A 15,319-nucleotide genomic window follows, 5' to 3' on the forward strand; every position below is an offset into this window, starting at 1 on the left:
TCCTTTTTTCATGTCGTGGATGCGCAAAGCGCTGCTTTCAGTGTTTCATTATCCTGTAAAATGGCTTGTCAGGGCTCACACCATTCCCGCGAATGTCGAAACTGAGCTCGCTATTGATAAAAGCAAACCCATAATCTATTTGCTGCCGACGAACTCAGTTACGGATCAGTTGGCACTGCGCATGGCGTCGAATCAGCTGGGCCTTCCCAGCCCGACGGCATCTCTAGAACTTGCAGGACGCAGTTACCCTGCAAGTCTGTTTCTGCGTAAAACCCAACCGCTATTTAATCGGCACGCCTCTGATACAGATATTGAATCTATCTTTACCGATTTAATCCATTTGCATCGGGATAACCCTGAACTGGATGTGCAGGTTGTGCCGGTATTCGTCTCATGGGGACGAGCACCGGGTAAAGGTAAACCTGATATCGGCGATTTAATTACCGATAGAGCAGCGCCCAGTTGGTTGCGTAAGTTGTTTATTGTCATGTTTTTGGGACGAGATAACTTTATCAGCCTGAGTAAAGCAGTGTCGGCATCTTCAATGTCCCTTCAACATGGCAGTGATAAACTACTGGCTCACAAGCTGGCGCGCGTAGCAAGTACTCACTTTCACAGGAAGTTTCAAAGCATGACAGGACCAACGTTGCTGGAGCGACAGGAATTGTATAACGCAGTTCTAGGTTCTGACTCGGTAAAACGTGCAATGAGCGAAGAAGCCAGAGCCAAAAAAATTGCTCCCGAGGAAACCAGAAAAAGTGCATTGGGTTATGTTGATGAAATTGCTGCCGACTACCGCGAAGGATTGATTCGGTTTGGCGACCGGTTGCTTACCCGCATCTGGAATAAAATTTATAACGGCATCAGTGTCGGACACAGCGAGCGGATTCGCGAGCTAGCGCGCAATGGCCATGAAATTATCTACGTTCCTTGCCATCGCAGTCATATGGATTATCTGCTGCTAACTTACGTAATTTATCACGAAGGCATGGTAACGCCACATATTGCTGCCGGCATTAACCTGAATTTTTGGCCGGTAGGGAAAATATTCCGCCGTGGTGGTGCCTTCTTCCTGCGCCGCAGTTTTGCTGGCAACAAACTATACACGGCTGTATTCAGAGAATATCTGGAACTCTTGTTCAACAAAGGCTACTCGGTTAAGTATTATCCAGAGGGCGGCCGCAGTCGCACCGGCAGGTTAATACCCCCAAAAACCGGCATGCTCGCCATGACCATGCAGGCTTTGGTAAAAGGCGTAAATCGCCCGGTGAGTATTGTGCCTGTGTACATCGGCTACGAAAATGTGATGGAAGTCAAAAGCTACCTGAAGGAACTAAAAGGCAATAGTAAAAAGAAGGAATCAACGTGGCAGGTCTTCTCTGCCATTCGTAAACTTAAAAACTATGGTCATGGTTACGTCAATTTCGGTGAACCTATCCATTTAAACAGTTTTCTAGAAAAGTCGGTGCCGAACTGGCGGGAAACCTTACCGTCTGATCCTGAGAAAAAGCCTACCTGGCTTACTCCTACAGTGAATGATTTAGCCAATAAAGTCATGCTGGGAATAAATCGCGCAGCGGCAATGAATGGTATGGCGCTGACGTCGCTCTGCCTGTTGTCGTCGAAAACCAAAACCATGAGTGTGGCAGAACTATCTCATGCATTAGGTGATTATCTCGCCATGTTCCGTCAGGCGCCCTACAGCAAAGATGCAACGGTGCCAAATATGGACGCAGAAGATATGTTGAATGCGACGTTGAAACTCAACAGGTTCGAAATTTCTGACGACGGCTACGGTCGCTTAGTCAGTCCGCAGGAAGCGTCAGCGGTATATCTTACCTATTACCGGAACAATATTATTCACTTATTTGCCTTACCCGGCGTCATAATGGCAAAGGTTTTTGCTCATAATTGTGCACCCAAAACAGCTGTTTTTCAGTTGGTTGCTGCCCTTTATCCTCTGCTGCAACGTGAGCTTTTCATTTATATGACACAGGATCAGGCGCTTGCCTATACTGATCACTTGATTAAAGTGATGGTGGATCAGGGAATGCTCAAGCAGGAAGGTGACATGTTGTTGCCGCCGCCGGCAAATGATAAGTCATTTCATTCAGCATGGTTGTTAAGCCGTTGTATGCAGGAGACTTTCCAGCGTTACGTGGTCGTGCTTACCATTATTGAGAAAGAGCGGGTAATCAGCCGTAATCAGTTGGAAAAAGTAAGTCGTAATGTAGCAGAGCGTCTGTCGACTTTGTATGGCATGAGCTCTCCGGAATTTTATGATAAGAATGTGCTTTCCAGTTTTATATCAGCGTTAAGGGAGAACCACTGGCTGGATTCGACTTCCGACGGTAGCCTGAAATATTCGGAAGAAAGTGCAGCCTTACGTAAAGATGTCATGGCACTCGTTTGGCCCGAAATAATCCAGCATCTTGAAAATGTTGAACTACATCAGTAAAACTACTAGCTAAAGCTGGACGTGCCAGCGGATGGGTTTCCTACTCCCAGCTTCAGTAGGCACTTGAGCAAAATTACCAAAGGACGATGATGTTAAAACGGTACTCTACTTATCTGACTGCATTACTGGTTTGTCTATTTGTTGTTACCGGCTGTGCGGCCAAAAAAACTAAGCCGTATAAGGTAAATACCTTTGCTTTAGAGTCCGGCCGCTATGGTGAGGGTTTGGCCAATGACGGCGACAATATTTATGTGTTTGGTGGGTCGGGCAAAGGCGGCTTACTTGGCGACGTGGAAATCATCGACCCGGAAAATAAAAATATTCAGGTGCTTAAAAATCATGTTATTCCCCGGCGATATTTTTCTGCAGTGTATGATGACAACCATTCGATTTATCTGATAGGCGGTATCTCCGGCACGGTAGAGGACGCAAAATACGAAAGTCGTGTCGAAGTGTTTAATACCAAAACGCGAAAAGTCACGTTAGCGGCGCCGCTTCCTTATCCAACGCGCATTAATTCTGCGGTTCATCTAAATGGTAAAATTTACGTTGTGGGCGGCAGTCATCGCGATTGGGAAACCCGCAAAATGAAACGAACCTCGCTGATGGCAGTTTATGATATTGCCACTAATCAGTGGTCGCTTGCTCCGCCGATGCCGACAGAAAAGGCCACTTATGCCGTAACTCACGATAATAAGATTTATGTGGTCGGCGGTTTCAATGGTGAAGAAGCATTAACGGCATTTGAACGTTTTGATCCTGCAACCAACGAGTGGGAAACGCTTGAACCGTTACCGTTGACGCTAAGCGCCCATTCTGCCGCTGTGTGGCAAAACAGTTTATTCACTTTTGGCGATTACGAAGACATGGGATCTACCTATGTTTATAATTTTGAGTCGCAAAAATGGAAACAGGTTAAATTAAATTTCCAGCCCGCGCGCCACAGTAAAGCCACCACGTTGAATAACACTGTTTATGTAATAGGCGGTAACGTCGCGACCCAGGGATCTCATCTAAATTATATTCAGGTGTTTGATAGCAAAGCACTAAAAAAAGCGGCTAAATAAGCCGCTTTTCTAAATGGGGAAATTGGCTTTATTTCTCTGAGTGGGAGAGGAAAAACTGATAAGCAGGGTCGTTAGTCACATCAGCATGTTGATACTTAAGCGCTTCAAGATGCTCATCGAATGCACTACGGCTTTCTGGTGGAATATCGAATCCCGCTAATACCAACCCTTCCGCAGCCCCGTGATTACGGTAGTGAAACAGAGTAATGTTCCAGCGTTCACCCAAGGTATTCAAGAAGTTAAGTAACGCCCCCGGATGTTCTGGAAACTCAAATGCAAATACGGCTTCGTTTAGAATTGTGGGAGGGCGGCCGCCCACCATGTGACGTACATGCAATTTCGCCAATTCGTTATCTGAAAGGTTGAAGCAATCGTATCCCTTCTGCATCAGAGATTCGCTTAGGGCAACGAATTCGGCCTGGCCACCTTTAAGCTTTACCCCCACAAAAATGTGGGCTTCGTGTTCATTGGCGTAACGATAATTAAATTCGGTAATTGCTTTGCCGCCAATACATTCACAGAACTGCTTGAATGCACCCTGGCGCTCAGGGATCTTCACCGCGAATACAGCCTCTTTCTGCTCGCCTAGCTCACAGCGTTCAGACACGTACCGCAGCGTGTGGAAGTTAATATTTGCGCCACACAAAATACCCGCTAGCTGCTTACCCTGAAGGTTATGCTGTTTGCTGTACTTGCGAATGGCGGCTACTGACAATGCTCCCGCGGGCTCAGCAATAACGCGGGTATCATCGAATATGTCTTTTATTGCCCCACAGATTTCGTCATTGGTGACGGTAATAATTTCATCCACCAGCCGGTTACACAGACGAAAGGTTTCCTGTCCCATAATTTTCACCGCAACGCCGTCAGCAAAAATGCCAACCGATGATAACGGCACAGGCTCTCCTGCCGCCTTTGCTGCAATAAAACATGCCGACTCTTCCGACTCTACCGCCACAATGCGAATCTCGGGCTTAAGCTGCTTTAAATAAACGGCGATTCCCGCAGCAAGTCCACCACCGCCTACGGCAACAAATAAAATATCCAGATTTGGATTTTGCTCCAGCAACTCGCGAGCTACGGTGCCTTGACCTGCAATAACATCAGGATCATCAAAAGGTGGCACGTAGGTATAGCCATGGGCTTGACTTAGCCCCTGCGCATGCTGGCTTGCCTGATCAAAGCTGGTGCCGTACAGTACGATCTGTACATCTTTACCGCCAAAGCGGCGCACTGCTTCAATTTTAATTTCGGGCGTAGTTTCCGGCATAACAATAGTCGCTTTTATGCCTTTCATGTGCGCACCATACGCCAGCCCTTGCGCATGGTTGCCTGCCGACGCCGAAATAACGCCAGCGGCAGCCTGGGCTTCGGTTAACGAACAGATACGATTGTAAGCGCCGCGTAATTTAAATGACTTTACCGGCTGCTGATCTTCCCGCTTTAAATAAACGTCGTTACCGATTTCCTGAGAAAAGCGAGACATCAGCACCAACTCGCTGTTCACCGCGACATCGTAGACCGGCGCCAGCAGTATTTTTTTTAGATATTCGTGATCACTGACGCTCATATATCTTCCAGTTTGGATGCGTCTCTCACCGCGCCTTTATCGGCGCTAGTGGCAAGCATGGCAAACGTTTTTAAAGACAACGACACTTCGCGCTTACGGTTAACCGGGCGCCAGGGCTTGGCGCTGCTTTCCATGGCTTCACGGCGTTTGGCTAATTCAGCATCATCAATATCGATATTGATGGTGCGGTTAGGAATATCGATGATAATGGTGTCACCATCAGCTACCAGCGCGATGCCGCCGCCGCTGGCCGCTTCCGGGGAACAATGACCGATGGAAAGGCCGCTGGTGCCGCCAGAAAACCGTCCGTCAGTGATCAAGGCACAAGATTTACCTAACCCTTTCGATTTAAGATAGGAAGTGGGGTAAAGCATTTCCTGCATCCCTGGTCCGCCGCGCGGGCCTTCGTAACGAATAATTACCGCATCACCGGCTTTTACATCGCCATGCAATATACCTGCAACCGCGTCATCCTGGCTTTCATAAATTTTAGCTGTACCGGTAAATTTAAGAATTGATTCATCCACCCCGGCAGTTTTCACAATACAACCGTCCACTGCCAGGTTACCGTATAGCACGGCAAGTCCACCTTCCTGGCTATAAGCGTGCTCTACACTACGGATACAGCCATTTTGCCGATCGCTATCCGCATCTGGCCAGCGACAATCTTGACTAAACGCCTGGGTGGTGCGAATTCCGGCTGGGCCAGCGCGATAGAATAAATCGGCGTTGTCATTGTTGCCTTCGCTAATATCCCACTGTGAAATGACATCGGCTATCGTACCACCAAGCACATGATGCGTATCCCCGTGCAGTAAACCGCCTTTGTTTAACTCGTTGAGAATACCCATTACTCCACCCGCGCGATGAACGTCTTCCATGTGATATTTAGGAGTAGAAGGCGCCACTTTGCATAAATGCGGCACTTTGCGGGACAGCCTGTCGATATCCGCCATAGAAAATGGCACTTCACCTTCCATCGCTGCGGCCAATAAATGCAATATGGTATTGGTAGACCCGCCCATGGCAATGTCTAAACTCATAGCATTTTCGAATGCTTTAAAATTGGCAATATTGCGGGGAAGCGCCGAGGCATCATCATCGCCATACCAGCGCTTACACAATTCCACCACCAACTTCCCAGCATCCTTGAACAGTCGTTCCCGATCTGCATGCGTGGCCAGCATGGAGCCGTTCCCCGGTAAAGATAGCCCCAGCGCTTCGGTTAAGCAGTTCATGGAATTGGCGGTAAACATGCCTGAACATGAGCCACAGGTGGGGCAGGCGGAACGTTCGATTTCGTTGGTATCGTCGTCGCTTACTTTGTCGTCAGCTGCCGCTACCATGGCATCGACTAAATCCAGTTTAATAATTTGGTCAGAAAGCTTGGTTTTACCGGCTTCCATAGGGCCGCCGGAAACAAATACCACTGGGATATTCAGGCGCATGGCTGCCATTAACATACCCGGCGTAATTTTATCGCAGTTTGAAATACACACAATGGCGTCGGCACAATGAGCGTTGACCATATACTCCACAGAATCTGCGATAATTTCCCGCGACGGCAGGCTGTAAAGCATGCCACTGTGGCCCATTGCAATGCCATCGTCTACAGCGATGGTGTTAAATTCTTTAGCAACACCACCTGCTTCTTCCACACTGCGGGCTACCAGTTGCCCCATATCCTTAAGATGCACATGCCCAGGCACAAACTGCGTAAAGGAGTTAGCAACAGCAATAATGGGCTTGCCAAAATCGGAGTCTTTCATGCCGGTGGCTCGCCAGAGCGCACGAGCGCCTGCCATGTTTCTTCCTTGGGTTGTCGTTGCAGATCGTAACTTGGGCATAGTAGTTCCAGGTTTAAGGTTATTGATACACTGGCGTTAACCAGTTCCATTTATCTTCGGTAGTGCCGTTAAACAAACCAAAGAACATTTCCTGCACATCTTGTGTGATAGGACCGCGTCCACCAGCGCCAACTTGAATTCCGTCAACGCTACGCACGGGTGTGACTTCAGCAGCTGTGCCACACATAAAGACTTCATCCGCCAGATACATAGCTTCGCGGGCAATATTCTCTTCGCGCACTTCGTATCCTTTATCTCTAAGTAACGTCATAACGGTGTCGCGGGTAATTCCCGGTAAGATAGCTGCTGTTTTAGGTGTGGTCGTTACCACGCCGTTGCGAATGATAAAAATGTTTTCCCCGGCGCCTTCACTGATAAAGCCATTGCGATCTAACGCTATGCCTTCACCATAGCCGTGGCGGCGTGCTTCCATGGAAATAAGCTGAGAAGACAAGTAATTGCCACCCGCTTTGGCGCCGGTTGGCATGGTGTTCGCCGCCAACCGGTTCCATGAAGAAATTCCAGCGTCTACGCCGTTTTGCAAGGCTTCTTCACCTAAATAAGCGCCCCATTCAAACGCAGCGATAGTAAGTTCTGTTTCTTGTCCAAAAGGCACTGCTAAGCCCATTCCAATATCGCCGTAATAGGCGATCGGGCGGATATAAGCAGATTTAAGATTATTCTTTCGAATGATGTCCAGCGTAGCGTTATTTACCTGCTCCAGCGTGTAGGGAATAGTCATCCGGTAAATTTTCGCCGAATCAAACAAACGTTGATTGTGCTCATTTAAGCGAAAAACGCAGGTGCCTTTATCTGTGGTGTTATATGCGCGCACGCCTTCGAATACCGACGAACCGTAATGAATCGCGTGAGTCATCACGTGGACGGTAGCGTCTTTCCACGGAATGATATTACCGTTAAACCAGATAAATTCAGCAGGTTGCTTAGCCATGTTTAATCCTTTCAAAGTGGGTGATGCTTACCCTACGCCGCTAATTCGGCACTGTTAATAACCGTGAGGTTGTACAATACGAATAATACATGACCGGGCAGGTCCACCCAATACACATGTTACGAAGATCACGCGATCGGATAATTATTTTTACAGCGCCGTAAGAATCGACGGCATTGCATACCCAAGTGAATATCCGCTGTTTAGCGTCAACGAGAAAAGCTCGCACAGCAACACCGCCGTGGAGGACTAGAAACAAATTTTGAGGATGTTCGGATTAGGCAGCTTACGGTTGGCTGACCGTCAAATTGCCTTGGTTTGAAGAAATAGCATGAAACCCCGACCAGGATCAAGTAATTTGCACTCCATAGAAAAAATTTCCCAAGGTCAACAGGCCCGAATGAGAGAGTTGTAAAATGACTGACTGGTTCCATTGGATAAACCTGGCAGGTGTAGCCGTGTGTGCGGTGTCAGGAACGCTGATGGCCTACCAAAAGCGAATGGATGGATTTGGCGTGGTGGTGCTCGCGTCGGTCACCGCCATTGGTGGAGGCACATTACGTGATATTGTGCTGGATATTCCGGTATTTTGGGTACAGGACACAGACTATCTCTATTCCACACTGGTAGCCGCGTTAGTCACGATAATCTGGCTTCGTTTCAGCCCTCGCTTTCCCTATCACTATCTATTGATTGCCGATGCCTTTGGACTTGCCTTATTTAATGTGGTGGGGATGGAAAAAGCGCTTATTCACGACGCACCCATGGTTGTTGCCATCGCTATGGGCACAATTACAGGCGTATTTGGTGGCTTACTGCGCGATGTTATATGTCGCGAGATACCGCTGGTTCTTAATGGCGAGCTTTATGCTATTACTTGTATCATCGGCGGCGTTGCGTATGCCATTGCCCGACATTATGGCTTTGAAAGCCAGTGGTGCGTGATTATTTCTCTGGCTACTACCGTGCTGATGCGCCTCGGGGCACTGCGCTGGCATTGGCAATTGCCAGTCTTCAGAATTGAGTGAACCGGCTTTAGGATCAGTTTCTCTTCGGCAAGCCGACCGTTAAAGTGCTTTCTATTTAGGGAGCCAGCAATGGGACTGTCGGTGGTACTTACTCGCGCCGGAGAAGGCATTGATGCACCCCAGGTAAAAGTGGAGGTACATCTGGCTAACGGTTTACCGGCTTTTCATCTGGTGGGCATGGCACAAACCAGCGTTAAAGAAGCCAGAGACCGTGTGCGTAGCGCCTTGATTAACAGCGGTTTTGAATTCCCTGCGCGCCGGATTACGGTTAATCTTGCCCCGGCAACCATTCCCAAGCAAGGTGGCCGCTACGATTTACCTATTGCAATTGGAGTGTTGGTAGCAGCTGGAGTTATTCCCGCTCAATCTGTTATTAATACCGAATTCATCGGCGAATTAGGCCTAAACGGAGAAATTAAAGCAGTGCGAGGAATACTGCCAGTATTACTAAGTGCAACCTCCGCTGGACATACGCTTTTTCACCCTACTGAAAACGAGCAGGAAGCGGCGTTAGTAGACGATGCAGAACGTTTTGCTGCACCGTCTCTTCTTACCGTTTTTCAACATCTCATTGGTCAACAGAAATTACCTCAAGGTATGGCTAACTCGCCGGATACCTGCTGTCAGAAAAGCCCGAGATGGGATGATATTATCGGTCAAGGGCAGGCTAAGCGTGCTTTGGTGATTGCCGCGGCTGGAAGTCACAACATTCTATTCGTGGGGCCGCCAGGTACAGGAAAAAGTTTGTTAGCCAGCCGTTTACTGTCGCTAATGCCGCCATTACGAACTGCTGAGGCTCTGGAGGTTGCTTCTATTCATTCGGTGAAAGGAGAAAGCGTGAGTGCGAATTCGCTGCACCAGCGGCCCTTTCGTTCTCCTCACCATACCAGCTCAGCCATAGCCTTGACGGGCGGCGGCGCTACGCCGCAACCGGGCGAAGTGTCCCTGGCCCATCACGGCGTATTGTTTCTGGACGAGTTTCCGGAGTTCGGACGCAAAGCACTGGACGTATTACGCGAGCCACTGGAGACAGGAGACATTCATATTTCTCGTGCTTCCGGGCAGGCACGTTACCCAGCAAAATTTCAGTTAATCGCCGCCATGAACCCTAGCCCCACCGGAGATATTGCAGATGGTCGCTGTTCACCAGATAAAATTCTTCGCTATTTAAACAGTGTCTCCGGGCCACTACTCGACAGAATAGATTTACAAGTGGATGTGCCAAGGCTGCCTGATTATTTTCTTCAGCAAACGCCAGAAGCCACGGCACAGGATAGCGCCGTAGAAGCTTATATGCAGATTCAACAGGCCAGACAGCAGCAACTTGCCAGACAAAATTGCCTCAATGCTCATGTGGCGGTGGGTCAGTTGGCGGCAATCTGCCAGTTGGCAGAGGCTGATATGCAGTTTCTCCAACACGCTTCTTCCCGGCTTAAACTTTCCATGCGCACCTTTCACCGCACTCTAAAGGTAGCTCGCACTATCGCCGATTTGGAGCAAGCCGAGCACGTCACTCGCGCTCATCTGGCTGAAGCTTTGGGTTATCGGGCGCTGGATAAAATTATCAATCAATTTAGCTCCAATTGAAGCAGGGCATTAATTAGCGGTTCCTGCCGCCTTGCCTGTAAGCAGGCTAATCCCAGCTCATAGGCCTCTATGTCGTCAACAGTAATTTTTGACACACTGGTTGCCATACTGGAATGATCAAGCACCACCTGAGGTACAAAACCAACACCGCATTCTAACGCCACCATACTGACGATAGCTTCGTTTCCGCCCACAGAGGCATAAACGTTGGGGCGTATTCCATGCTCGGCAAACCAGTGATACACGATACGGCGGGTTGGGCCGTGTTCAGGCATCACCACCTGATGCTTACGCCAGTCAATTTGGCCTAGCTGATTTAACCGCCACTCTCGGGGAGCAATGAGTACCAGCGGCACGCGGTCCAGTGTCGAAAAGGACAAATCTGTCGGTAAGTCAGGTGAATGTATCGCGATGGCGGCATCACATTGCTTTTGCTTCACATAATCAATGGCAAGCGCCGGATCGCCAGTCACCAGGCGAATATCCACCCCCGGATAGCGTTGGCGAAAACGCCGCAATACTGCGGGTAAATGGCTCTGGCTGGCGGTAACCGAACAAAATAGGCTGATCTCCCCTTGCAACGTCGCGTTGTCGTTGCGAAGTTCAGCCTGTAAAGCTTGCCAATCCTTTAGCACGTGAGTGCTAAAGCTAAGTAACTTGTGACCAGCATGAGTCAACGCCACCTTGCGGTTATCACGCTTGAAAAGAATAGAGCCACATTCCTCTTCAAGCCTTTGGATGACACGGCTTAACGTAGAGGGTGAAACATACATGGCTTCGGCGGTATCACCAAAATGCAGGCTGGTAGCGAGATGACTGAATAGTTGCAGGCTTCGAAAATCCATGAACGTTTCATTTTATGAAATACTATTTTGCAAATATATCATTTTTCAAAACAAAGTTAATCCTTTAAGCTCGCTTTCAAGTTGTCATAGACGAGGTCATCAACACTGTGTTGGTGTTGGTTATGACTAGACAAATGATGTTCGGAAACTTTTATGGCTAATTACTTCAATACACTGTCTCTACGTCAGCAGCTAGACCAACTGGGTCGCTGCCGATTTATGCAGCGCAGCGAATTTACTGATGGCTGTCAGTATTTGAAAGGCAAGAAAATTGTCATTGTAGGCTGCGGTGCGCAAGGCTTGAATCAGGGCCTGAATATGCGGGATTCGGGGTTAGATGTCGCCTACGCTCTGCGTCAGGCAGCAATTGACGAAAAACGGGATTCCTTCCAACGTGCATCTGGTAACGGTTTTACTGTCGGTACCTATCAGGAATTAATTCCTCAGGCTGACCTAGTTTACAACCTGACACCCGATAAGCAACATGCCAGCGTAGTGGAAGCGGTAATGCCGCTGATGAAGGAAGGCGCGGCCCTAGGCTATTCTCACGGTTTTAATATTGTTGAAGAAGGCCAGCAGATTCGTAGCGATATAACAGTTGTTATGTGTGCGCCGAAGTGCCCTGGCACAGAAGTACGTGAAGAATACAAACGCGGTTTTGGTGTTCCGACGTTAATTGCGGTTCATCCGGAAAACGATCCAAAAGGAGAGGGCTGGGATATTGCTAAAGCGTTAGCCAGTGCCACAGGTGGTGATCGCGCAGGAGTGCTTGAGTCGTCATTCGTCGCGGAAGTGAAATCGGATCTGATGGGCGAGCAAACGATTCTGTGTGGAATGCAACAAGCTGCCGCCATTCTGGCATTTGAAAAAATGACATCAGACGGAATAGATGCTGGCTATGCTGCCGCATTAATCCAGTTCGGTTTACAAACCATTACCGAAGCGCTGAAGATTGGTGGCGTCACTAATATGATGGACCGATTGTCAAACCCAGCAAAAATTAAAGCGTATGATCTGTCGGTACAACTCACTTCGTTACTGCGCCCACTGTTTGAAAAGCATCAAGACGATATTATCAGCGGCGAATTTTCCCGCAACATGATGGAAGACTGGGCCAACGGAGACGCCAACCTTCTGAAATGGCGTGAAGAAACTGGCGAAAGCAGCTTCGAAAACGCGCCAGCTTATGAAGGCGAAATCAGTGAACAAGAATTTTTTGATAATGGTATTTTGCTCGTCGCCATGATCAAGTGTGGTGTAGAACTTGCCTTTGACGTCATGGTGGAAGCCGGAATTCTTCCTGAATCAGCGTATTATGAGTCATTGCATGAAACGCCGCTAATTTCTAATACTATTGCCCGCAAGCGTTTATATGAGATGAATGTTGTTATCTCTGACACTGCGGAATATGGCAACTATTTATTCGCCAATGCAGCTATACCCTTACTGAAAGACAAGTTCATACCAAATATCGATACTCAGGTTATCGGCAAAGGAATGAAAACCAGTTCAACCCAAGTGGAGAATCGTCGTCTGGTAGAAGTGAACGACTCTATCCGCAGCCATGGTGTTGAGTCAGTAGGAAAAACTTTACGCGGTTATATGACCGACATGAAGGCTATCATTGGAGTGTAACGATTTCTGTCGTTAGGTGCTTAACCAAAGCCCTCTTGCCCGACCAATTTGGTCGGGCTTTTTTATGCCCGTTGCAATAGAAAAAAAGCTAACTTCTTAATCAAGCTTTAAATAGTCTGCTCGAAAGCCGCTCTCTAAGACACTTCTTCTAAATAAAAGATGAATTCTTGCGCCCTCATGACTGTTGCAGGGTTTTTTCGGTAAATAGCGAAGAGTGTTCATTCAAGACCCTGTTCTGTAGAATGAGCTACACCGTGGTAGATATCTCATCCGGACTCCCGCTTGAAACTAGTTTGCAATTATTGTTGCTGGTGTTTTTTTACACAACTTTCTAGTTCCTTCTCCTTCTCATCGGAAAACCCTATTAAAGAAGCGTTAAAGCAAAGCGAACCAGATTACCAACACAATTTACTTAACCTAGCGGTGACTGGTGAAGCAGAATAGCGACAGGTGCAAAAATCTTTACATTTCAAACAGTAACAGGATAGCTGTTATTTAATTTCGTAATTAATTATCGTAAATGTTGCAATTTGTTACCATAAATCGAGCTCCTGTAGTCTTTTGACGACACTCAAAGCTGTCGCATATTTTTAACACCTTGTTTTCTAAGCATAAACAATGTTGGCACGGTGTTTGGTTGATCTTTTATTCCCACCTATATTTTAATAAAAATCAGAGGTCTATAAATGCAAGCAGGAATCTCTCGCTTTACCCAGATTGGCGACTGGATATTTGAAGTGAAGATGGTCCGAGCGTTAAGAGTGTCAGATTACGGACAACCTTATTCGGCTGTATCTACCCTTACTGCAAATGGAGATAATATTTACATTGATACTCAAATGACGCGCAATAATGAAGAACTCAGCAGAGAAGATTGCATGGCGTTTTACGAGTTCTGCAAGCAGTTGGAGATGAAGCAAATACAATATGACAAAGTTCGACAGGGAACACGATTTCCACGTGTAGTAGATATTGAAGAAAACCAGCGTCCGCGTCCCAGGATCCAATTAGTTAAATAACAACAGCTGTTTTTTAGCCGATAGCAACAGACTCTTCTAACAATCTTGAATGTTCGGCAAATCGCACTGCCAGAAAGGCAATAATATAAAAACAGAGAAAGCCAAGCCCGATAGGAAACAAGTTTCCCGACAAGAAGCTGTCTACTACCAGCGCAATAGGCACGGCGAAGATACTGGAAAGTGAACCGATAATAGCGGCACCTAGACCTGCAATGTGACCGAGAGGTTGCATAGCCATCGCATTCAGGTTGCCGAATAATATACCGACAAAAAAGAAGCCGATAAACAGGACTGTTACTGTTAAAGGTAACGGCGGTAGTCCTTCGTAAGCCCACAGTATTGCGTTAAATATAACCGCGAAACTAATTGCTCCTGTCAGCGCAAACTGACACAGCCGGCTCATCCCAAAGCGCATCACCATTTTGCTGTTAAAAAACGATGCCAAGCCAATAGAAAACGCCAAGGTGGCGAAGATATAGGGAAACATCACTCCGGCAGAGTAATATTCCTGAAATATGGTTTGGGAAGCGCTCAGATAAGCTAAGAAGGATCCGAAGATACAACCCATGGCGATGGTATATCCCATTACAGAACCATGAGTAAGAATGAATTTGGAGGAGCGGAAAAACTGCGCCCAGGAGAATGTTTTTCGATTGGCTTTAGGTAGGGTTTCCGGTTGTCTGGCAAAAAACCATGCGCCCGTTAGAACAGCAACCACTAAAAACAGCGTAAAGATATGCCGCCAGCTGAAAAAGGTAAGCACCGCCTGCCCCACCACCGGCGCTATCATTGGCACGAGTATAAACACCATCATGATAAAAGACATAACTTTAGCCATGGCCTCGCCAACATAGAGATCTCGAATAATTGCCATTGCGGCAATACGCGGCCCTGAAACACCAAATGCTTGAATTAACCTGCCAATAAGCATGGTCGTCATATCGTTGGCCATCATGCACACTACAGTTCCTACAACAAATATGCATAGCCCGAGTAAGATAGCGGCTCTGCGCCCTCTTGCGTCTGAAAAAGGTCCGAAAAATATTTGTCCAAACGCCATGCCACCAAAGAACACGGAAACAATAAGATGAGCGTCATTTATGTCTTGTGCATGCAGTTCGTGACCAATCTGAATGAGTGCGGGTAGCATAGCGTCGATACTCAACGCCACCAGCGATGTCATAAGCGCCATCAGGGCGACAAATTCCATCAGGTGCAACGTAGGTTGCGATGACGTAAAACTGGCTTGGGTAGACATGATAACCTTAATGGGAATGGCTGGGCGGCAATCCTGCCACTGGCGAAATATAT

11 protein-coding genes are annotated in these 15,319 nt (G+C 47.6%); 6 read left to right on the forward strand and 5 right to left on the reverse strand.

What is annotated here, in order from left to right; genetic code table 11:
• Positions 1-10 precede the first annotated feature (10 nt).
• Both plsB and CA267_RS08855 read left to right on the forward strand, forming a co-directional pair.
• Positions 11-2,458: a glycerol-3-phosphate 1-O-acyltransferase PlsB gene (plsB, locus tag CA267_RS08850; RefSeq protein ID WP_075607819.1), complete on the forward strand. Its 2,448-nt coding sequence runs from the start codon at positions 11-13 to the stop codon at positions 2,456-2,458.
• A gap of 89 nt (positions 2,459-2,547) precedes the next feature.
• Entirely contained in the window at positions 2,548-3,525 is a 978-nt protein-coding gene (locus tag CA267_RS08855; protein WP_075607818.1) for a Kelch repeat-containing protein, read from the forward strand.
• Positions 3,526-3,553: 28 nt separating this feature from the next.
• Here the strand turns inward: CA267_RS08855 and ilvA are convergent, their stop codons facing one another.
• The 3 genes from ilvA to CA267_RS08870 are packed head-to-tail and all read right to left on the reverse strand — an operon-like array spanning position 3,554 to position 7,894.
• The gene (ilvA, locus tag CA267_RS08860; protein ID WP_075607817.1) at positions 3,554-5,095 is read right to left on the reverse strand and encodes a threonine ammonia-lyase, biosynthetic; all 1,542 of its coding nucleotides are present in this window, start codon (positions 5,093-5,095) and stop codon (positions 3,554-3,556) included.
• Complete coding sequence (ilvD, locus tag CA267_RS08865) at positions 5,092-6,942, reverse strand: dihydroxy-acid dehydratase (protein ID WP_075607816.1); 1,851 nt, start codon at positions 6,940-6,942, stop codon at positions 5,092-5,094. Before ilvD ends, ilvA begins: the two co-directional genes overlap by 4 nt.
• Positions 6,943-6,961: 19 nt before the next feature.
• Positions 6,962-7,894: a branched-chain amino acid transaminase gene (locus CA267_RS08870; protein WP_075607815.1), complete on the reverse strand. Its 933-nt coding sequence runs from the start codon at positions 7,892-7,894 to the stop codon at positions 6,962-6,964.
• Positions 7,895-8,310: 416 nt separating this feature from the next.
• Here CA267_RS08870 and CA267_RS08875 point away from each other — a divergent pair, with 416 nt between their 5' ends.
• Both CA267_RS08875 and CA267_RS08880 read left to right on the forward strand, forming a co-directional pair.
• Positions 8,311-8,922, forward strand: coding sequence for a trimeric intracellular cation channel family protein (locus tag CA267_RS08875; protein ID WP_075607814.1), 612 nt, complete (start codon positions 8,311-8,313; stop codon positions 8,920-8,922).
• 69 nt (positions 8,923-8,991) lie between these two features.
• Positions 8,992-10,509 carry a YifB family Mg chelatase-like AAA ATPase gene (locus tag CA267_RS08880; protein WP_075607813.1) on the forward strand — a complete coding sequence of 506 codons (1,518 nt, stop codon included), beginning with the start codon at positions 8,992-8,994 and terminating at the stop codon, positions 10,507-10,509.
• Here the strand turns inward: CA267_RS08880 and ilvY are convergent.
• The gene (gene ilvY / locus CA267_RS08885; RefSeq protein ID WP_075607812.1) at positions 10,491-11,354 is read right to left on the reverse strand and encodes an HTH-type transcriptional activator IlvY; all 864 of its coding nucleotides are present in this window, start codon (positions 11,352-11,354) and stop codon (positions 10,491-10,493) included. The two genes, CA267_RS08880 and ilvY, sit on opposite strands and share 19 nt — an antisense overlap.
• A gap of 153 nt (positions 11,355-11,507) precedes the next feature.
• On the opposite strand from ilvY, the gene ilvC reads away from it, so the two are divergent.
• Both ilvC and CA267_RS08895 read left to right on the forward strand, forming a co-directional pair.
• On the forward strand, positions 11,508-12,989 hold the full coding sequence (gene ilvC, locus CA267_RS08890) for a ketol-acid reductoisomerase (protein ID WP_075607811.1): 1,482 nt from the start codon (positions 11,508-11,510) through the stop codon (positions 12,987-12,989).
• Between the two features lie 686 nt (positions 12,990-13,675).
• Entirely contained in the window at positions 13,676-14,008 is a 333-nt protein-coding gene (locus CA267_RS08895; RefSeq protein ID WP_075607810.1) for a hypothetical protein, read from the forward strand.
• A 13-nt stretch (positions 14,009-14,021) separates the two neighbouring features.
• On the opposite strand, the gene CA267_RS08900 is transcribed toward CA267_RS08895, so the two are convergent.
• Positions 14,022-15,266 carry a multidrug effflux MFS transporter gene (locus CA267_RS08900; RefSeq protein ID WP_075609923.1) on the reverse strand — a complete coding sequence of 415 codons (1,245 nt, stop codon included), beginning with the start codon at positions 15,264-15,266 and terminating at the stop codon, positions 14,022-14,024.
• Positions 15,267-15,319 lie beyond the last annotated feature (53 nt).

Origin of the sequence: Alteromonas pelagimontana, assembly GCF_002499975.2 — a bacterium.
GTDB lineage: Bacteria > Pseudomonadota > Gammaproteobacteria > Enterobacterales > Alteromonadaceae > Alteromonas > Alteromonas pelagimontana.

What these genes read in the sequence shown, in the direction of transcription:
- CA267_RS08895 (WP_075607810.1), top strand. Translation starts at nt 13,676, where the DNA reads ATGCAAGCAGGAATCTCTCGCTTTACCCAGATTGGCGACTGGATATTT.
- ilvY (WP_075607812.1), bottom strand. Translation starts at nt 11,354, where the DNA reads ATGGATTTTCGAAGCCTGCAACTATTCAGTCATCTCGCTACCAGCCTG.
- plsB (WP_075607819.1), top strand. Translation starts at nt 11, where the DNA reads ATGTCGTGGATGCGCAAAGCGCTGCTTTCAGTGTTTCATTATCCTGTA.
- CA267_RS08875 (WP_075607814.1), top strand. Translation starts at nt 8,311, where the DNA reads ATGACTGACTGGTTCCATTGGATAAACCTGGCAGGTGTAGCCGTGTGT.
- CA267_RS08870 (WP_075607815.1), bottom strand. Translation starts at nt 7,894, where the DNA reads ATGGCTAAGCAACCTGCTGAATTTATCTGGTTTAACGGTAATATCATT.
- CA267_RS08880 (WP_075607813.1), top strand. Translation starts at nt 8,992, where the DNA reads ATGGGACTGTCGGTGGTACTTACTCGCGCCGGAGAAGGCATTGATGCA.
- CA267_RS08900 (WP_075609923.1), bottom strand. Translation starts at nt 15,266, where the DNA reads ATGTCTACCCAAGCCAGTTTTACGTCATCGCAACCTACGTTGCACCTG.
- ilvC (WP_075607811.1), top strand. Translation starts at nt 11,508, where the DNA reads ATGGCTAATTACTTCAATACACTGTCTCTACGTCAGCAGCTAGACCAA.
- CA267_RS08855 (WP_075607818.1), top strand. Translation starts at nt 2,548, where the DNA reads ATGTTAAAACGGTACTCTACTTATCTGACTGCATTACTGGTTTGTCTA.
- ilvA (WP_075607817.1), bottom strand. Translation starts at nt 5,095, where the DNA reads ATGAGCGTCAGTGATCACGAATATCTAAAAAAAATACTGCTGGCGCCG.
- ilvD (WP_075607816.1), bottom strand. Translation starts at nt 6,942, where the DNA reads ATGCCCAAGTTACGATCTGCAACGACAACCCAAGGAAGAAACATGGCA.